Source organism: Yersinia sp. 2553 StPb PI, from assembly GCF_052217105.1.
Taxonomy (GTDB): Bacteria; Pseudomonadota; Gammaproteobacteria; order Enterobacterales; family Enterobacteriaceae; genus Yersinia; species Yersinia enterocolitica_E.
In genome coordinates, this window is sequence record NZ_JAZGPX010000002.1 from 4,594,072 (window position 1) to 4,615,193 (window position 21,122).

The window sequence follows — 21,122 nt, forward strand, 5'->3', positions numbered from 1 at the left end:
AAATCGCTTACTTATTGAATCATTAGTTTATGACGTTTTCCTCTTTCGTCTGATTTGTAAGGTGCGATGCCATCAATACACTTTCAATAAGATTTTAATCTTTTAAGGATATATATGAACGCAATTTTTAAAGTTATTTGGAATATATCCTTGAGTATATGGGTTGCGGTCGGTGAGTTTGCCAAGGGAAAAAAAAAATCAAAAACTACCCAGCGAGGCTCCACAGCCACACCTTTACTTGAGAAATCAGGTAAACATCTTTCTCCTAAAATAGCTATTGTAGCCGCCGCCGTGATGGGGGTGTTTGGTATTCAACCTGCTTTTGCTATCAGTGTCGGCGATTGTGCTGCTATGGGCACAAACTGCGTGACGGTATCAACCGCGGCAGGTTTAGTCGCTGCATTAAGTAGTGCGGGGGCGGGAAGTACTGCCACCACGATCCTATTGACAGCAGATATCAATCTTGCAACTGCATATGCTGGGGGGATCACAGTAAACCAAGCCGCAAATGCCCGGCAAAATCTGGTGATTGATGGTGGTGGCTATAACTTAAACTACGCGAACTATGCTTTCCTCATGGCGGCAGGAACCACAAACAATGCCGCCTGGAGTTCGCAAAATGCAACGTTCCAACTCGTCAACTTTGGCGACATTACGTCAACGCTTGCGATCACAAGCGGCATAGTTTCCCGACTGGTGTATGTACAAGACGACACGACTCGGTTAGACGTCACTTTGGATAACATCAAGTCAGTACCCAATGGAAAACTGGTTGCGATGGGTGTTGATAGCGCTGCGGTCGCACCCAATAAGATCGGTAGAGTGATATTCGGCAATATTACCCAGCCTATTACCTTAAATTTTGGCACTTATAGACAATCAGTTTTAGGCAGTAATATTACATTTACGGGACATTTCAACTTAACAGGGATAACAAGCCCTGATTATCCGGCGGTATTCTGGAGTAATGATACAGCAGCGAATAGCGTGCTTCATTTTGCCAATGGTGCCGATGTTAATATTACGGGCACGCGGCTCACTAATGGACCCGGTGTTGTTGGTGTTGGCGTGGCCTCGTATAACTATATGATTGATGATGGTGCCAAATTAACCCTGACTATCGATAGCCAAAACCCGTTAGGGGTGGCTAACTATGGTGTACAGATAGGTTCTTATAATCCGGTTACCGGATTATTTGGTTCCGGTGCAGTGATTAACATGAATAACTTGGCGGGTGATGTCATCAGTAATGCCCCCAGTACGACAACAACTTCATATATTTACAATGGTCCGGCCTCGCCTAATGATGTTATCTACAATCTGGCCGCGGGTTCAAATCTTGTTGTTGCTGCCGGAGCGGCCAATGATGGGATTATTGCCAGCAAAACCCTTGCAGGGACGGGGAATATTTATATCCGTTCAGCGGCGACCATCTCTGATGGCACGCAAAATACCACCGCGGGTACTGGGATTAATATCAGTGCTGCCTCATCGGGCAATGTGGTCGTTCGTAATGAGGCTGAGGGTACTATCAGAAAAGCAACCGGTATCAGTGTCACTGATACCGGTAGTGGGACGGTTAATGTCACTAACGCGGGCACGATCAACAGTACTACTGCCGGGATAGTCCTTACCCATAATGGCAGTGGCACGGCTAGTTTGACCAACAGTGGTTCGATTACTAGCACCACGGCGGGGATTGCAGTTTCAGCTGCCACGGCACAAACAATCAATATTGATAATACTGGTGGCACAGTGAGTGCCAGTGCTGGAACAGGTATTAATGTTCTAACCAATGCGTTGCTAAATATGGTCGGTGGGGCGATTACCACGACGGGTGCGGCGAATGCTTTAACTTTTGCTGGCACTAGCAATAGCCATGTTTTGACTGACTTGATTCTTAATCTGAATGGTACCGGTGCCGCTTTCTCAAAGGCGGCGGGTGTTAATCTGGCATTAAACCATATCATCTTCAACACGGTGACGGGCACTGCGCTAAATAGCCTGGCCGGTCTGACATTTGCCAACAGTGTTAATGGCAATAATATTATTAATGTGACAGGTGCGGGGACCGGGATAAATTCTGTTGGTGGGGTCGATCTCAGTAATGCGTATTTGGACATTAATGTGACCGACAGTGCTGGCACCGGGCTGCAAGTAGCCGATGGTGCAGTAACGGCGACCACTATTGGTGCGAATACCCTGATCAATGCAACGGGTGCAACGGCGATTAATTTCGCAGGCACCACAGCAAAGACATTGAATAATAACGGGACGATTAATGGTGCGGTGACATTTGCCGGAACAGCGGCAAATATAATCAATAATAACTCGATATTGAATGGATCATTAACCACAGGTTCCGGCAGCGATACATTAGCTCTTGGTAGCACATCGCAAAGTAATGGTGCGATTAATCTGGGTGACGGGAATAACAATGTCACTATCGAGAATGGCGCACAGGTATCCTCCATTACAACAGGCACAGGCGACGATACTTTTACTCTTAATAATATGACGCTGGGGAGCACTTATTTAGGTGCTCTAAATGCCGGTAGTGGCTCAAATACCCTGAACTTCAATAACTCATTTGATTCTCTGGCGAGTGGTACGTCGTTACAGGGCTTTACTAATATCAATCTTATCGATAGCCAAATTACCCTGAATTCTGACGATAACGTCGGTAGCGGGGCAATTAATATCAGCGCGAGTAGCGAGTTACTTTTTGGCAGCACATTCAATAGCACACTGAACGCCTCATTAGGCCATGTTGCCGGCGGGGATGGTTTAGCCATTGTTGATAACGGTGCTAATGTTTCGTTGAGCCAGGCCAGTACTTTTGCTGGCGATTGGCAAGTGAATCAGAGCGGTACTCTAACAGTCAGCAACAGCAATCAGTTGGGGACGAGTAACCTTTCACTGGATGGCACACTGAATTTGAATGGTGTGGCTACGTATAACAACTCCCTGTTGGGAACCGGTTTATTAAATATTGATACCGCGAATAACACCTTCAATTTTGGTGCTAATACAGGCACGGGATTCGCCGGTACGATTGATATGAAAAACACTGTTTTCACCCTGAGTGGTGATAATACAGCCGCATTGAGCAATGCCTCCTTTATTGCGTCTGCAGGGGCTCTGGTTGCGGTGGATAATAGCAATCAGGCGATAGGTAATTTTATTCTCAACGGCGGTACCTCTGCATTTTCTAATGGCAGTTTAATTACTGCCGACACGTTGGCGGTAACAAACGACAGCAATATCAGAGTCGATCCGGCCATGAGTACCGCCGGAAACATACTCGATCAAGACACTGGCAGCTCAGTCAAATTAATTGACAGTAGCAATACCCTATCAGCAACAGATTTGGCGCGACTGACACTCATGGATTTGTCGGGTGCGAGTTTAGGTCCTGATACTTCAATGAGTGTTATTCAGGGGGCGAGTACGGTAGCACAAGCCCTTTATAACTATACCTTATCCGGCGTCGGTAGCGGCTTGAGCATAACCTCTGTGCTGACTCGGTTGGCAATAATCTCCGGGCAGACATTAACGCTGACGTCACAGGGCGCATTGGATACCAATAAACTGCTGACTGCTCAACTGACTGGTAGCGGTAATTTAGCTATTGGCGCTGATAACAGCGAAATGACGCTGAACAATGCCACGAACGATTACACCGGTAGCACATTGGTGAATGGCGGCATCTTGAATCTGGGCAGCGATAATGCGCTGGGACAGACCTCTGGATTAACAACCGCGGCGGGTACTAATACTAATATCAATGGTCACAGCCAGACTGTCGGCGCACTGACCAATGCTGGTACGGTAACGTTGGGCACGGGTGGGGTGCTGAACAGCGGCGTGCTGTCCAACAGCAGTATCCTTGATATCACTGGCGGGACACTGAATCTGGCGGCGGGCGGAGTATCAACCGCGACCGGCGGTTTGACTGGTGCGGGTACTCTGAACATCAACGGCGGTGACTTGGCGGTCAGTGGTGCCAACAGCGGCTTAAGCGGCCAGACCCTGATTGCGTCGGGCGCGTCGGCAACCCTGAACGGGGCCGGTACGCTGGGCAGCAGTGCCATTAATGTGCTGGGTGATTTAAACCTGAACGGGGCCAATGCGGCACTGGCCAATGTGCTGAGCGGCACGGGCGACATCAATACCAACGCTGCGGTGACCCTGACCGGCACTAACAGCTTTAGCGGCGCACACCATATCGGTGCCACAGGGGCATTAACGGTAACGCAGGCCGGTAATCTCGGTGCTTCAACCGCTACTGTGAATCTGGATACCGCCACCTCCAATCTGGTGCTGAACGGCCTTAGCGGCGCGGTTGCCAATGCCCTCAGCGGCGTGGCGGATTCAACTGTTGATATCAACAATGGTGCGAATGTGTCGCTGACCGGCAATAACAGTGGCTTCCTCGGTCAGTATGCGCTGGCGGACAGCAGTAAATTGACGGTGGCCTCAACCAATAATTTGGGGGCTGCTTCCTCTGTGGCCCTGGCGGGCGCACAGGATATTCTGGCGCTGAGCGGCTTTAACGGCATCTTTGGCAATACGGTCACCGGCAGCGGTATCTTGCAGGTCACCGACAGCAGTGATGTGACCCTGAATAACACCAACAGTGTGGACAATGCGGTCACGGTGGATATCACGGATGCCACCTTGAATCTGGCTGATATCGCGCTGTTTGACCATGTACTGACCGGCACTGGCACGCTGAACATTGATACTGCCAATAACATTTTCAATTTTGGTGTTAATACTGGCACGGCATTCGCCGGTACGATTGATATGGAAAACACTGTTTTTGCCCTGAGTGGCGATAATACCAGCACATTGGGCAATGCGTTGTTTGTGGCCTCTGGCGGTACGTTGATGACCGTAGGCAGTGGCAATCAGATACTGGGTAACTTTACCCTAAATGGTGCGACGACAGTATTTGGCTCTGGCAGCTTAATCGTCACTGACACGTTGGCGGTGACGAATAGCAGTACCATCCAAGTTGATCCGGCTCTCACCACTGGCGGGAATTTACTTGATCAGGACACTGGCAGTTCAGCCCAATTAATCAGCAGTAATAATACGCTCTCTACACCTGAGTTGGCGCTCCTGACATTACAAGACAGTTTGGGTAATAGCCTGGGTAATGGCACAACTGAAGATATTACTCAGGGGAGCAATATAGTTGCTGAGGCACTTTATAACTACGGATTATCGGGCAATGGCGGTGGCTTAAGTGTGACGTCAAGTCTGACTCAGTTGACGTTACTTTCCGGCCAAAGTTTGACGCTGACGTCACAGGGCGCGGTGAATGCTGATCACACCTTGCTGGCGAAAGTGACTGGTACGGGTAATTTAGCTATTGGCGCGGATAACAGCGAAATGACGCTGAACAATGCCACGAACGATTACACCGGTAGCACATTGGTGAATGGCGGTATCTTGAATCTGGGCAGCGATAATGCGCTGGGACAGACCTCTGGATTAACAACCGCGGCGGGTACTAATACTAATATCAATGGTCACAGCCAGACTGTCGGCGCACTGACCAATGCTGGTACGGTAACGTTGGGCACGGGTGGGGTGCTGAACAGCGGCGTGCTGTCCAACAGCAGTATCCTTGATATCACTGGCGGGACACTGAATCTGGCGGCGGGCGGAGTATCAACGGCGACCGGCGGTTTGACTGGTGCGGGTACTCTGAACATCAACGGCGGTGACTTGGCGGTCAGTGGTGCTAACAGCGGCTTAAGCGGCCAGACCCTGATTGCGTCGGGCGCGTCGGCAACCCTGAACGGGGCCGATACGCTGGGCAGCAGTGCCATTAATGTGCTGGGTGATTTAAACCTGAACGGGGCCAATGCGGCACTGGCCAATGTGTTGAGCGGCACGGGCGACATCAATACCAACGCTGCCATCACCCTGACTGGCACGAATAGCTTTAGCGGCGCACACCATATCGGTGCTGCCGGTACGTTGAGCGTCGGTCAAGCCAGTAATCTCGGCGCTTCAACCGCTACTGTGAATCTGGATACCGCCACTTCCCATCTGGTGCTGAACGGCCTTAGCGGCGCGGTTGCCAATGCTCTCAGCGGCGTGGCGGATTCGACTGTTGATATCAACAATGGTGCGAATGTGTCGCTGACCGGCAATAACAGTGGCTTCCTCGGTCAGTATGCGCTGGCGGACAGCAGTAAATTGACGGTGGCCTCAACCAATAATTTGGGGGCTGTTTCCTCTGTGGCCCTGGCGGGCGCACAGGATATTCTGGCGCTGAGCGGCTTTAACGGCATCTTTGGTAATACGGTCACCGGCAGCGGTATCTTGCAGGTCACCGATAGCAGCGATGCGACCCTGAATAACACCAACAGTGTGGACAATGCGGTCACGGTGGATATCACGGATGCCACCTTGAATCTGGCTGATATCGCGCTGTTTGACCATGTACTGACCGGCAGCGGCACACTGAATGTGGCGAAGAATGATGCCAGCACGGCATTTGATTTCGGCTCTTCAGTGGGCGGTGCGTTCAGCGGCATTGTGAACCTGACGAACTCTACCTTTGCGTTAAACGCGGGCAACACAGCCGCGCTGGCAAATGCCACACTGAAACTCTCAGCCAATAACGTGACCACCGTTGGTACGGATGATCGCACGTTGCACGGCTTGGATCTGAGTGGCGGCACCCTGATTTTTGACGGGGCAGCGCCGCAGTCACAGGCCAGCGGTGTGGTGACGGTCACTGATCTGGCGCTGAACAGCGGCACCATCAGCGTGACGGGCACTGACAGTTGGACTAACCAGAATCCGGTGCTGGCACCGAATCTGTCGATCCTCGATCAGGATCGGGGCGATATTATGCTGGCGCTGATTAATGCCGGTACGGTGAGTGGGGCGGCCAGCGGTCTTAATCTGATGATCAACGGCACGACGGTCACCGACACCGCGCAAGGCGTGGTCTCTGCCATCTTGCAGGGCGGGACGACGGTAGCGAATGCCACCCATAATTACGGTCTGACCAGCAGCAACGGCAGCGGTAGTAATGGTTTGTATGTCAATTACAGCCTGAGCGCGCTGGAACTGTTAACGGACGGTGCCGATGCCTTGTTGCTGGCAACAGACAGCAGCGCGACCTCGAATAAAGAGCTGAATGCACTGGTATCAGGGGTGGGTGGTTTGCAGGTGGATGCCACCAATGGGGCGCTGACGCTGGCCAACGGCAGTAACAGCTATCAGGGCACGACCACGGTCAATGCCGGTGAGCTGATCCTGGGGGCTAACGGTGCCTTTGGTCAGACGTCATTACTGGATATCGCCAGCGGTGCCAGCGCCAACATCAACGGTCGCACTCAAACCGTGGGCGCACTGACCAATGCTGGTACGGTAACGTTGGGCACGGGTGGGGTGCTGAACAGCGGCGTGCTGTCCAACAGCAGTATCCTTGATATCACTGGCGGGACACTGAATCTGGCGGCGGGCGGAGTATCAACCGCGACCGGCGGTTTGACTGGTGCGGGTACTCTGAACATCAACGGCGGTGACTTGGCGGTCAGTGGTGCCAACAGCGGCTTAAGCGGCCAGACCCTGATTGCGTCGGGCGCGTCGGCAACCCTGAACGGGGCCGGTACACTGGGCAGCAGTGCCATTAATGTGCTGGGTGATTTAAACCTGAACGGGGCCAATGCGGCACTGGCCAATGTGCTGAGCGGCACGGGCGACATCAATACCAACGCTGCGGTGACCCTGACCGGCACTAACAGCTTTAGCGGCGCACACCATATCGGTGCCACAGGGGCATTAACGGTAACGCAGGCCGGTAATCTGGGAGCCTCGACGGCTACTGTGAATCTGGATACCGCCACTTCCCATCTGGTGCTGAACGGCCTTAGCGGCGCGGTTGCCAATGCTCTCAGCGGCGTGGCGGATTCGACTGTTGATATCAACAATGGTGCGAATGTGTCGCTGACCGGCAATAACAGTGGCTTCCTCGGTCAGTATGCGCTGGCGGACAGCAGTAAATTGACGGTGGCCTCAACCAATAATTTGGGGGCTGCTTCCTCTGTGGCCCTGGCGGGCGCACAGGATATTCTGGCGCTGAGCGGCTTTAACGGCATCTTTGGTAATACGGTCACCGGCAGCGGTATCTTGCAGGTCACCGACAGCAGTGATGTGACCCTGAATAACACCAACAGTGTGGACAATGCGGTCACGGTGGATATCACGGATGCCACCTTGAATCTGGCTGATATCGCGCTGTTTGACCATGTACTGACCGGCAGCGGCACACTGAATGTGGCGAAGAATGATGCCAGCACGGCATTTGATTTCGGCTCTTCAGTGGGCGGTGCGTTCAGCGGCATTGTGAACCTGACGAACTCTACCTTTGCGTTAAACGCGGGCAACACAGCCGCGCTGGCAAATGCCACACTGAAACTCTCAGCCAATAACGTGACCACCGTTGGTACGGATGATCGCACGTTGCACGGCTTGGATCTGAGTGGCGGCACCCTGATTTTTGACGGGGCAGCGCCGCAGTCACAGGCCAGCGGTGTGGTGACGGTCACTGATCTGGCGCTGAACAGCGGCACCATCAGCGTGACGGGCACTGACAGTTGGACTAACCAGAATCCGGTGCTGGCACCGAATCTGTCGATCCTCGATCAGGATCGGGGCGATATTATGCTGGCGCTGATTAATGCCGGTACGGTGAGTGGGGCGGCCAGCGGTCTTAATCTGATGATCAACGGTACGACGGTCACCGACACCGCGCAAGGCGTGGTCTCTGCCATCTTGCAGGGCGGGACAACGGTAGCGAATGCCACCCATAATTACGGTCTGACCAGCAGCAACGGCAGCGGTGGTAATGGTTTGTATGTCAATTACAGCCTGAGCGCGCTGGAACTGTTAACGGACGGTGCCGATGCCTTGTTGCTGGCAACAGACAGCAGCGCGACCTCGAATAAAGAGCTGAATGCACTGGTATCAGGGGTGGGTGGTTTGCAGGTGGATGCCACCAATGGGGCGCTGACGCTGGCCAACGGCAGTAACAGCTATCAGGGCACGACCACGGTCAATGCCGGTGAGCTGATCCTGGGGGCTAACGGTGCCTTTGGTCAGACGTCATTACTGGATATCGCCAGCGGTGCCAGCGCCAACATCAACGGTCACACTCAAACCGTGGGCGCACTGACCAATGCTGGTACGGTAACGTTGGGTACGGGCGGCGTACTGAGTAGTACAGGGGCGCTGTCCAACAGCAGTAGCCTGAATATTGCGGGCGGGACACTGAACCTGGCGGCGGGCGGAGTATCAACCGCGACCGGCGGTTTGACTGGTGCGGGTACTCTGAACATCAACGGCGGTGACTTGGCAGTCAGTGGTGCTAACAGCGGCTTAAGCGGCCAGACCCTGATTGCGTCGGGCGCGTCGGCAACCCTGAACGGGGCCGGTACGCTGGGCAGCAGTGCCATTAATGTGCTGGGTGATTTAAACCTGAACGGGGCCAATGCGGCACTGGCCAATGTGCTGAGCGGCACGGGCGACATCAATACCAACGCTGCGGTGACCCTGACCGGCACTAACAGCTTTAGCGGCGCACACCATATCGGTGCTGCCGGTACGTTGAGCGTCGGTCAAGCCAGTAATCTCGGTGCTTCAACCGCTACTGTGAATCTGGATACCGCCACCTCCAATCTGGTGCTAAACGGTCTTAGCGGCGCGGTTGCCAATGCTCTCAGCGGCGTGGCGGATTCGACTGTTGATATCAACAATGGTGCGAATGTGTCGCTGACCGGCAATAACAGTGGCTTCCTCGGTCAGTATGCGCTGGCGGACAGCAGTAAATTGACGGTGGCCTCAACCAATAATTTGGGGGCTGCTTCCTCTGTGGCCCTGGCGGGCGCACAGGATATTCTGGCGCTGAGCGGCTTTAACGGCATCTTTGGTAATACGGTCACCGGCAGCGGTATCTTGCAGGTCACCGACAGCAGTGATGTGACCCTGAATAACACCAACAGTGTGGACAATGCGGTCACGGTGGATATCACGGATGCCACCTTGAATCTGGCTGATATCGCGCTGTTTGACCATGTACTGACCGGCAGCGGCACACTGAATGTGGCGAAGAATGATGCCAGCACGGCATTTGATTTCGGCTCTTCAGTGGGCGGCGCATTCAGCGGCATTGTGAATTTGCAAAATACCATTTTCAATATCGATGGTTTGAATACAACAGCGTTGACGAATTCCACACTGAAATTATCCAGCGGCAGTCTGGCCTCCGTGGCCGACGGTGTACAGAATATCGGTGGGCTGGCGCTCAATGGCGGTACGTTGCTGTTTAATAATCTGGTGGATAACTCAGGTATCATCAGCTCCTTAGGAACCCTCACGGCGAATAATATCGATACCACCGGTGGCGGTGAGGTTCGGGTTAATTTACCAGCGAATGTCACACCAGATCTTGGCGGTTTGTCGGTGATGCAACTGGATGAAGGGGAGATCATTGTGACCTTGGCCTCCGGCGCTGCGACCGGAACCGGGCATGAGCTGACGTTATCTGATGCACTTGGTGACCCGTTAAGTGCGACCGTTTATCAGTCTATTTCTAACCCTGGTGCACTCTCACCGGCGGCACTGGGTTCGTTTAATTACGGCATGACCACCGGGACCGGTTTTGATGGGTTGTACGTCAATTATGGGCTGAAGGCGTTGGAGTTGCAGAGCACAGGTAATGACGCGCTGATATTAACGGCAACCTTGGCAAACAATGGTACACAGGCTAATGATCTCTCCGCTCAGGTGACGGGCAGTGGCGACCTGGCCTTTGTTTCCGCTAATGACGGCAGCATTGCATCGTTATCGAATTCGACCAACAGCTATACCGGCGCGACATGGGTGCGTGCAGGCAATGTCCGTCTGGCTGCGGATTCAGCACTGGGGCAAACTTCTCTGCTGGCGATGAGCACGGCGACGAATGTGGATCTCAACGGGACTCAGCAGACGGTGGGTCAGTTAGCCACTGAAACCGGCAGTACATTGGACTTCAATAGCGGCAAGTTAACCGTCACTAATGGCGGGCAGGTTGATGGCGTATTGACGGGCGTTGGTGAGCTGGATCTGGCCGGCGGTTTACTGAGTATCACTCAAGCTAATAGTGGTTTTACTGGCAGCACTGACATTGCCAGTGGCGCGACAGCACATCTGTATCAGGTCCAAGGGCTAGGCTCGGGAGCGATTAACAATAACGGCCTGCTTAATCTGGATAATACCAGCGGGGAGCTGCTGAACGCGTTGGCGGGTAGCGGCAACGTCCAACTTTCCAACAGTGCCAATGTCCAACTGGCCGCAGACAATAGTGGCTATTCGGGCTTATTTACCACTGACGCAGGGACGGTGTTGACCGCCAATAATGCAGGCAATCTGGGGAGCAGCAGTGTTGCAAACAACGGTGAGCTAATCTTGGATACGGCGTCAGTCTGGAATTTATCCAACGCGATCAGCGGTAGCGGTACATTGGTTAAACGTGGCAGCGGCACGGTAAAAATTGATAGTGGTACAGTCAGTGCCAGTTTGACGACGATTGAAAACGGTTTGCTGCAACTGGGCAGTTCAACAGCCACCTCGACCCTGACGGTGAATGAGTCACCATTGGCCCGTACATTGGTGGCCACACTGGCATCCAATGTCGTCAATCTGGTCAGTGACGTGTTGATTACTAACACCGGCTCATTAGGTGGATACGGCCAGGTGACAGGGAATGTGGAAAACCGTGGCAACCTGATTATGCCAAATGCCTTAACCGGCGGCGATTTCGGGACCTTCATTATTGATGGCAATTATACCGGTGATAACGGCACTGTGGTCTTCAATACTATTCTGGCCGGTGATTCATCAGTAACCGATCGGCTGTTGATTACTGGCAATACCGCAGGGCAAAGTTTTGTCACCGTGAACAATATTGGTGGTAATGGTGCGCGGACCTCTGAGGGCATCAAAATCATTGATGTCGGTGGCGATTCTGCCGGGCAGTTTACCCTGAATGGTCGTGCTGTGGCGGGTGCCTATGAGTACTTCTTGTATCAAGGTGGTGTTAGCTCGCCGACCGATGGTGACTGGTATCTGCGCACTCAAGCAGATGAGCGCCGCCCTGAACCGGCAAGTTATACCGCGAACCTGGCCGCGGCCAACTCAATGTTTGTAACCAGTTTGGCTGATCGCTCCGGTGAAACAGTGTATACCGATGTCTTTACGGGTGAAGAGAAAACGACCAGCCTGTGGTTACGCAATGAAGGCAGCCATAACCGTTCCCGTGATGACAGTGGCGAATTGAAAACGCAAGATAACCGATATGTGATGCAGTTGGGGGGTGATGTGGCGCAATGGAGCCGCAACACACAAGATCTGTGGCGCGTCGGGGTTATGGCGGGTTATGCCAATAGCAGCAGCTCTTCTGTGGCACAGGAAACCGGTTATCGGTCCAACGGTTCGGTAGATGGCTACAGTGTGGGGGTATATGGCACATGGTTTGCTGATAGTCAGGATAATACCGGTGCTTATGTTGACACCTGGCTGCAATACAGTTGGTTTAATAATCAGGTTGATGGACAAGATCTCACCACCGAGAAATATGACTCGAAAGGGTTCACTGCTGCGGTCGAGAGTGGCTATGCCTTCAAAGTGGGCCAGAGCGTTAACCAAAATTACTTTATTCAGCCAAAAGCTCAAGTGGTGTGGATGGGAGTGAAAGCCGATTCTCATACAGAAACTAATGGCACAGTAGTCTCCGGCGAGGGGAATAACAACATTCAAACCCGCTTGGGTGTGAAGGCCTTTATCAGCCCAATACCTACCGCTGAAAAAGCCAACGTTCCGGCATTTAAGCCATATGTTGAGGCCAATTGGGTCCATAACACCAAAGATTTTGGCACCACCCTCGATGGTATAACCGTGAAGCAAGCGGGTGCAGCCAATATTGCTGAGTTGAAATTGGGTGTCGAAGGCCAGATCAATAACAAGCTGAATCTGTGGGGTAATGTCGGCCAGCAAGTGGGTAATAATGGCTACAGCGACAGCAGTATCACGTTAGGGGTTAAATATAATTTCTAACTGAAACCAGCCGTTATAAGCCATTAACGGCACATATCATCAGGTATGTGCCGTTTTTTTATGGTTAAAGCTGTACTGAAAAATATTAATGACAGTGGTGGCTGTAGTTGATTCTTTTGGTTTTATATTTTGAATTTATTTTGTTGGCAGCTTATTAAGCTGAGTTTCCTGTATTGTACGATGCTAAATCAATATCATTATTTAAATTATGGTATTTAATATTGCATTAAATTAAATGTGTAATGAAATTAAATTGACGATTTAAGATTTTTGTTATAAAAAATTGAATATAAAAATATTATATTATTCATTAAGTTAGTTTGATCTCTTGGTTTTGTATTGACAGGGTTTATCAGTTTTTCACCCCGTTAGATATTGGCTTTGTTTTCTCCCACACCCCGCAATCACTCTCTCGCGACAGGAAGTCACGCGTATTTCTTGTCCGTTTTGGCCTCGGCCGCTTTACAGGGAAAGGACAGGATATGTCAGCTATAGAACCGCAGGAAAACCGGCAGACCGGAATACTGAATACCATCGAGCGTATCGGTAATGCGATGCCAGATATCACTATGTTATTTATTTATGCATTGGGTGTGTGCTGGGCGCTCTCCTTTGCATTGTCATTTATCAATTTCGACTATTACCACCCTCTGACGGGTGATCAGATTAAAGTGACTAATATGTTGGCACCCGTTGAGTTGGTGACCTTTATTACCACTATGGTCAAAAATTTTATCAACTTCCCACCACTGGCTATCACTATTGTGGCAACGTTAGGGATCGGGGTTGCTGAGGGCAGTGGCTTTATTCAGGTGATGCTGAAAAAGATGCTTAACGTCACGCCACAACGAATTTTGACACCCGCAGTAATATTTATCGGGGTGGTGAGTCACGTCGCATCTGACTCGGCGTATGTTATTTTGATGCCAGTGTCTGCCATGATGTTCTATGCCAGTGGTCGCCATCCGTTGGCGGGCATCGCCGCCGCTTTCGCGGGTTTGGCCGGCGGATTTTCTGCCAGTTACACGCCATCGATTATCGATCCGATCATGCAGGGCTTCACCCAAGGTGCGGCACATATAATTGACCCGAGTTATAACGTCAATGTGTTGTGTAACTATTTCCTGAGCTTTGGCAGTACCTTTGCGGTGATTTTGGTGTGTTGGTTTATTACCGAGAAAATTGTTGAGCCACGTCTGGTTAAGTCGATGCCATTAAATGACGATCTCAGCGTGCTCCACAACAGTGATGAACTGCAAAAAGTGACAGCTCAAGAGAGTAAAGCGTTTAAAAAAGCCGGGTTGACCATGTTGTTGATGCTGATTGGCCTGGCGGCTGCGCTTTACCCGGAAAATTCCTTATTGCGCTCGCCCGAGGGCAGCCTGACCCGCCCTGATGCACCGATTATGCAGGCGATAGTACCCTTGTTGTTCTTTATGTTTGCCATTCCCGGGCTGATTTATGGCTTTAGTGCCGGTACCTTCAAAAGCACCAAAGACGTTACCAGCAGCATGGAAAATATTACCCGTTCATTGGTTTCGTTTTTAGTGTTCAGCTTCTTCTGCGCCCAGTTTCTTTATTCATTCAGCCATTCCAATATCGGCACGTTGTTGGCAATCTCTGGGGCGGATTTCCTGCGCACCCTGGCAATGCCAGCCGGTTTCACTATTCTTGGGGTGATTCTGCTGTCTTGCGCCTTAGATATTATTATCACATCGGCTTCATCCAAATGGTCGATTCTGGCACCGGTATTAGTCCCGATGTTGATGGCAGTTGGTATCTCCCCTGAACTGACCCAGGCCAGTTTCCGTGTTAGCTCAACGGTGAATATCTCGACACCGATGTTTGCCTTCTATCCGTTGATCATTATGTATTGCCGTCAGTATTGCTCTAAAACCGGGGTTGGGACGCTTTGTGCCATGATGTTGCCTTATACTCTTGGGCTGACCATTGTATTAACCCTGATGCTATATCTGTTCTGGGGGTTGGGTATCCCGCTAGGATTCCAGAGTGGGTATACCTATCCGGCTGGCAGTTAATCCCCTGTTTACCTGCAATGCTGATGATATGAATTAAGTCTATAAGGAATAAGAAATGACAATGGCACTCTCAGAACAACTGACCCAACGCTTCTTCCGTTATCTGGCGGTGAGCAGCCAGAGTGATGGCGCGTCAATGACGCTACCCAGCACGGTCGGGCAGCATAAGATGGCGCAAATGTTAGCAGAAGAACTGCGCCAGTTAGGATTGGAAGATATCGTCATTGATGCCTATGCGACGGTAACTGCCCGTAAACCCGGCAACCAACCCGCCGCACCACGAATTGGTTTCATTACGCACATTGATACCGTTGATGTTGGTTTATCGCCTGATATCCACCCGCAGCGGTTGCGCTTTACCGGCAGTGATCTCTGCCTGAATCCTGAACAGGGTATCTATCTGCGCACATCAGAGCACCCGGAAATCCTTCGTTACCAAGATGAAGAAATTATTTTTGGTGATGGCACCAGCGTGTTGGGGGCGGATAATAAAGCGGCGGTCACGGTGGTGATGACGCTGTTGGAGAACCTGAGTGCCGATGATTGCCATGGGGATATCGTGGTGGCATTTGTGCCGGATGAGGAGATTGGTTTGCGCGGTGCCAAAGCGTTGGATCTGGCACGGTTTGATGTTGATTTCGCCTACACGATTGATTGTTGCGAACTGGGGGAGGTGGTATTTGAGAACTTTAACGCCGCCTCAGCCGAAATTGATATTGTTGGGGTAACGGCTCATCCTATGTCTGCCAAAAATGTGCTGATCAACCCTATCCGCGTAGCTTATGACATTATCAGTCAGTTCGACCCACAGGAAACACCGGAACATACTGAAGGGCGGGAAGGGTATGTCTGGTTTACTGATGTGGTTGCCAACCCCAATCACGCCAAACTGAAGATTGCGATTCGCGATTTTGATAATGCGTTATTCGAGGCACGCAAACAGCGAATTGGTGAGGTGGTTACACAGATTGCAGCGAAGTATCCACGAGCGAAAATCAGCCATTCAGTCACCGACGTTTACAGCAATATCAGCAACTCGATAGGTGAAGATACCCAGGCGATTGATTTGATTTTCTCTGCCATGGCCGCGTTGGATATTGAACCTAAGGTGATCCCAATGCGTGGCGGCACCGATGGTGCAGCGTTATCGACTCAGGGGTTATTGACACCAAACTATTTCACCGGAGCCCATAACTTCCATTCACCGTTTGAATTTTTGCCAATTAGCTCCTTTGTAAAATCGTATGAGTTAACCCGAACTATCTGCTTGTTTGCCGCTAAATAGCTTATCAGGGGAGGGGGTATATAGCCCCCTTCCTCAATGTAAACTCCGCTATTACCTTAATCTAATGCCTCTTCCTGCACTTCTAACACATGGTATGCGGTTGAGCAGAACAGTGAATTCAAACGTTTCATATCACCTAATAGCCCCATGTGCAGACTGCTGGTTTCAATACTCTGCACATTTTGTTGATGCAGGCGTTCAACGTGAGAGTGAGAATAGCGGCGATTTAATAAACGGAAACGATGCTTGGCACGACGTAGGCGTTTGGCGTTATTGATATCGCGGGATAAAAACACCGACATTCCTAAATCCAGATTGGCTACCAGACGGGTGTGCAGGGTATTTAACTCTTCAAACCCCTCGGCCGAAAATGGCTTACGAGCATTGAGTGACTTGGCTGCCACATCAGCAGTCATGCGGCCAATAATATCGCCGGCTTGTTGCAGATTAACCGCCGTATCAATAATTTCAGCCCAACGACGGGAATCAATCTCACCCAACTCATCCTGCTGGATTTGCGCTAAATAGAGTTTAATGGCGCTATACAGCATGTCGACTTCATCTTCCAACAAACTGACTTCATGCTTTTGCTGTTTATTCCCCTCCAGTACTTCTTTAAACCGCACGAGCATCTGCTCCAGCACATCACCCATTCGCAGGGTTTCCCGCACTGCGTTTGCTAAGGCTAACGAAGGAGTATCGATGGCGGTAATATCAAGGTAGCGCGGGGCCGAGGGTTGTAGGGTAGTTTGGTCATCGCTGACTAATCGGCTACAGATACGAGTCATCACTCCAACAAATGGCAGCATCAACAAGCAGCGCAGCAGGTTATAGAATACGTGGAAGTAAATGACGACTTCGGCGGCGGGCAAATTACGGCTAATGAGCCATTGCCCTAACATATTGACCCAAGGGAGGACTAAAATACAGCCGATCACTTTAAACAGTAGGCTGCCCAGCACCACTTGTCGGGAGATGGCATTCTGCCCACGGCTGCTGATCAGTGCCAGCAAACCACTGCCCAGATTAGAGCCAATCACAATACAGAGAGCGATATTTAGTGGAACTAAACCGGTAGCGGCCAGTGTGGCGGTCAGCAATACTGCGGCCAGACTGGAATAACTGATCATGGCGAACAGTGCGCCAATCAATAATGCCAGAATGGTATCACCGGTCAGAGATGAAAAAATGGCTTGCACGGCGGTTGCTTGCGTAATCGGCCCGGCGGCAGTGACAATCAGTTGCAGTGCCAGAATAATCAACCCGAGACCGATGCCTACCCGCCCCATCTGACCAATCCGACTTTTGCGCTGACCGAGGAAAACAATAACCCCACCCAGGATTAGCAACGGTGAGAGCCAGGAGAGATCAAATGTCAGCACCCGCGCCATCAGCGCCGTCCCGACATCTGCCCCTAACATAATTACTAAGGCCGGCGACAAGGAGATAAGCCCCTGCGATACAAATGAGATAACCAGTAACGCGGTAGCATTACTGCTCTGTACTAGCGCCGTGACACCAATACCGGCGATAAAAGCCGTGGGTTTTTTCTGAATACTGGCGCTCAGAACCCGGCGCAGATCGGCACCATAAACACGCATGATACCGGTGCGAACAATGTGTGTTCCCCACACCAGCAGGGCGACAGAAGAAAGCAGATGAAGCAGAGTCAGCATAGTTAATCTCAGTTGTGGCAAGACCCATATCGTTGAACTGCCTCAACGACGGTTGAACACACCTGAAAAGGCGGGTGGGCCTGGCTCTGTGTAAGTTAGATCCTATTTAAGTCTGTACAGTTTGAGGTTACGGCCATTTGACGATAAAACGGCCCGTTGATGGATGTTGCAGTGTTTTAACAGGGTTACCTTGTGGTGCAGGGCGACCGACATCTACACGCGGGTGAGTTAGGGGTAGATGTAAGGTCATTCCCCAGATAAAGGGGACTTGCAAGACGATATCGACACTAAACATGCCCCATTATAGCAATTTTTGCTGCCAATGACGTCAGTTGTGGGTTTTGGTAACAATACAGTGCGGCCAAGGTGCGGTTTGCCATCTGGTGGCGTGCGCTCTCTTGACCGCTTTTATGCTGTTACCCAGCCACCCGCAGCCAGGCAAATAGCAGCGCCACCATAATCACAACCACAGCCGTGGCAATCACTAAACGTTCAGCAAATAGACGTCGCATCGGTAAACTCCTCAGGCAAAACTGTAGCGTTCTGAATGATACTTCGACATAGGAACACCGATTTCATTCAGTGCAGACTCGATAGCATCCATCATGACATTGGGGCCACATATAAAATACTCGTGACTGGCATAGGGAGGGGGCAAGTGCCGTTTGAACACCTCGGCATCAATGAATCCTTTTTCCCCTGTCCAGTCTGGCGCGGGGTTCGACAACACATGAACCACGACCAAATTAAGCCGTGATTTTAATGCTTCTAACTCTTCACGAAAGGTGATCGATTCCCAATCTTTGCTGCCATAAAGTAGCAGGGCTGGCCGTTGGTCACCGCGATCAGCCAGTGTTCGCAACATACTCATCATTGGCGTTATCCCCACACCACCGGCGACCAGAACATGCATGTCTGCCGGATTTCCTAATGTGAATGCTCCATAGGGACCATCCAAATAGACCCGTTGCCCGATGGGGACTTTAGGTATGTTAGAGGTAAAATCCCCCAGATTGCGGATCGACATTTCCACGCGCCCGTCACTCACCTGTGCGCTGGATGAAAAAGAGAACGGATGGGCGGTAATGTTAAACGGGCTACCCCAAATGGTTAACCAACCGAACTGTCCGGGAGTGAAACGAAAACCGTCATGGCCATCGGGCATCATTACTAAGGTGGCGGTATCACCCCGTTCCTGCCGTACTGCTACCACGCGATAGGGGCGTCGCAATATAAACAGCGGTTTGACTATCCGCACATACAGTAGCAAACCAAACCAAAATAGAATCAGGCCAACCCAAAGTGCTCTTTTTAATGGGTCGTCGAGGTAAAACCCCCAGCCGACCATATGCATGACCCCGGCAACAACCGCCACTACGGCCAGAATAATGTGAGATAAATGCCAGATTTCATAGCGTATTTTTAGTTGAACTCGCCACAATGCGGTAATAACCAAAGCAATTAATGCATAGGTTGATAGGGCGGCAAAACGGGCTCGCCACGGCGCGTCGAAGGAGTTTAGTAGTGCCAATAACTCTGGACGAACAACAAACAGGATTAAGGGATGTGCGATAACCAGCCCGACTGCAATCAAAGAGATTCGGCGGTGGAAGTGATAGATAATATCCTCACCCCAAGGTTCGGTGACATAACGAAAACGGGCAGTCAGACCAAATTGTAGCCCCATTATTGCCAATCCGGCATAACCAAGGGCAATCGAAAACTCCGTCCAGAAATCTCGAGCTGGGGGTAATGTACCGGTTAATAATGCCAACAGAGGGGCCAGAATAAAAAAAAGGTATATCCCAACCCAAATGACACTACGCACAGCATAAGTCGACATATTGCTCACACCAGAATTATGAATAACATGCCAATAAGTATACTAAGCGAAACATAAGATAACCATTTATAAACATCACCATAACAATCTTTGCCATCATATTCCTACAGAGATTATTATTGGGTGAGATGACTCAATCTGCCAGATAATCGCATGTGAACATTAGTTTTTACGCGATAAATAGAGAAAAAATTTTAATCTATAATGATTACCTCTGTCAGCTTTTCCATCTTTTTCAACTCATCACTGCGGGCAGCGGCTAAGTTTTTGTGTGCAGCGACCTCGCATTCGCTTCGTTCTGCTGTACTGATGTTAACCGATGAGACATTTTGGGGCCCGCAGGGGAATATCGTTGAAAGCGTTTGCGGCCACTCTGCTTTTAAACAACTGTATGGTGTGTCGTTTTTCGAATACTGGTCGCAACCACAGACTCGCTCTCCTGAATATGATTTTCACACCGGGATGTCGGCGGTGGAAAACCTGGCTCTGGTACGTAGCTATCATTTCCCAGACCATGCCACCGTTGTTGATATTGCGGGAGGGTTAGGCGGATTGCTGCTAAAAGTATTACAGGCTAATACGACACTGCACGGTATTTTGTTCGATCAAGCTCCGGTGCTGGAAAGACATCGTCTTGGTGAACTGGGGGATGACTCAAGATGGAGGCTCCAGCCTGGCAGTTTCTTCGAATCATGTCCTCCGGCAGATTTTTACTTATTAAAATATATCACTCATGACTGGCCGGATGAAAAGACAACACTAATACTCCATAATTGTCGTAAGGCCATGCTTCCTAATGGAAAAGTCCTCATTATGGATACCATTATTCCTGAAGGTAATATCCCTCACTTCGGGAAAAATATGGATCTGCTCTTGATGGGGAGCTTTGACGGTGGGAGAGAACGCCCCGAAGCTGAGCTGAAAGTGATACTCGCCGGAGCCGATCTGAAACTAAACTGCATCATAAATACCGGCAGTTACGTATCGATAATAGAGGCTGTTGCGCGTTGAATATAGACCTATAAGCCTGACATTCGCCCATTTTTAGTGCTGATAAGAATAGGCGGATGAGCAGCTCTATCTACCTTGGGCAAGAGAACTGGTGGCATTGGCGTAGAAAATTCATAATTTCTCCATAATATAATCAGGTCATG

7 protein-coding genes are annotated in these 21,122 nt (G+C 50.7%); 4 read left to right on the top strand and 3 right to left on the bottom strand.

The annotated features are described in order from the left end of the window. Positions 1-114: 114 nt before the first annotated feature. From V2A84_RS22335 to pepT, 3 genes are all read left to right on the top strand, one after another. Positions 115-13,125, top strand: coding sequence for an autotransporter outer membrane beta-barrel domain-containing protein (locus tag V2A84_RS22335; protein WP_442849065.1), 13,011 nt, complete (start codon positions 115-117; stop codon positions 13,123-13,125). A gap of 482 nt (positions 13,126-13,607) precedes the next feature. Next, a complete protein-coding gene (locus V2A84_RS22340; RefSeq protein WP_083162511.1) occupies positions 13,608-15,164 on the top strand; it encodes an AbgT family transporter in 1,557 nt (518 codons plus the stop codon). A 55-nt stretch (positions 15,165-15,219) separates the two neighbouring features. Then, a complete protein-coding gene (gene pepT / locus V2A84_RS22345; RefSeq protein WP_083162513.1) occupies positions 15,220-16,449 on the top strand; it encodes a peptidase T in 1,230 nt (409 codons plus the stop codon). A 56-nt stretch (positions 16,450-16,505) separates the two neighbouring features. On the opposite strand, the gene V2A84_RS22350 is transcribed toward pepT, so the two are convergent. The 3 genes from V2A84_RS22350 to V2A84_RS22360 all read right to left on the bottom strand — a co-directional run bounded on the left by V2A84_RS22350 (position 16,506) and on the right by V2A84_RS22360 (position 19,968). Next, positions 16,506-18,125, bottom strand: coding sequence for a Na/Pi cotransporter family protein (locus V2A84_RS22350; RefSeq protein WP_083162515.1), 1,620 nt, complete (start codon positions 18,123-18,125; stop codon positions 16,506-16,508). 127 nt (positions 18,126-18,252) lie between these two features. Further along, complete coding sequence (locus V2A84_RS22355; RefSeq protein WP_193784775.1) at positions 18,253-18,420, bottom strand: hypothetical protein; 168 nt, start codon at positions 18,418-18,420, stop codon at positions 18,253-18,255. A 228-nt stretch (positions 18,421-18,648) separates the two neighbouring features. Further along, positions 18,649-19,968 (bottom strand): ferredoxin reductase family protein, encoded by a 1,320-nt coding sequence (locus V2A84_RS22360; RefSeq protein WP_083162517.1) that lies wholly within the window; start codon positions 19,966-19,968, stop codon positions 18,649-18,651. A 204-nt stretch (positions 19,969-20,172) separates the two neighbouring features. On the opposite strand from V2A84_RS22360, the gene V2A84_RS22365 reads away from it, so the two are divergent. Then, positions 20,173-20,979 (top strand): methyltransferase, encoded by an 807-nt coding sequence (locus V2A84_RS22365; RefSeq protein WP_083162519.1) that lies wholly within the window; start codon positions 20,173-20,175, stop codon positions 20,977-20,979. The last annotated feature ends 143 nt before the right edge of the window (positions 20,980-21,122 follow it).

Excerpts from the sequence above, each read along its gene's own strand:
- V2A84_RS22335 (WP_442849065.1), top strand. The coding sequence starts at position 115 with ATGAACGCAATTTTTAAAGTTATTTGGAATATATCCTTGAGTATATGG.
- pepT (WP_083162513.1), top strand. The coding sequence starts at position 15,220 with ATGACAATGGCACTCTCAGAACAACTGACCCAACGCTTCTTCCGTTAT.
- V2A84_RS22350 (WP_083162515.1), bottom strand. The coding sequence starts at position 18,125 with ATGCTGACTCTGCTTCATCTGCTTTCTTCTGTCGCCCTGCTGGTGTGG.
- V2A84_RS22360 (WP_083162517.1), bottom strand. The coding sequence starts at position 19,968 with ATGTCGACTTATGCTGTGCGTAGTGTCATTTGGGTTGGGATATACCTT.
- V2A84_RS22355 (WP_193784775.1), bottom strand. The coding sequence starts at position 18,420 with ATGTTTAGTGTCGATATCGTCTTGCAAGTCCCCTTTATCTGGGGAATG.
- V2A84_RS22340 (WP_083162511.1), top strand. The coding sequence starts at position 13,608 with ATGTCAGCTATAGAACCGCAGGAAAACCGGCAGACCGGAATACTGAAT.
- V2A84_RS22365 (WP_083162519.1), top strand. The coding sequence starts at position 20,173 with ATGATTACCTCTGTCAGCTTTTCCATCTTTTTCAACTCATCACTGCGG.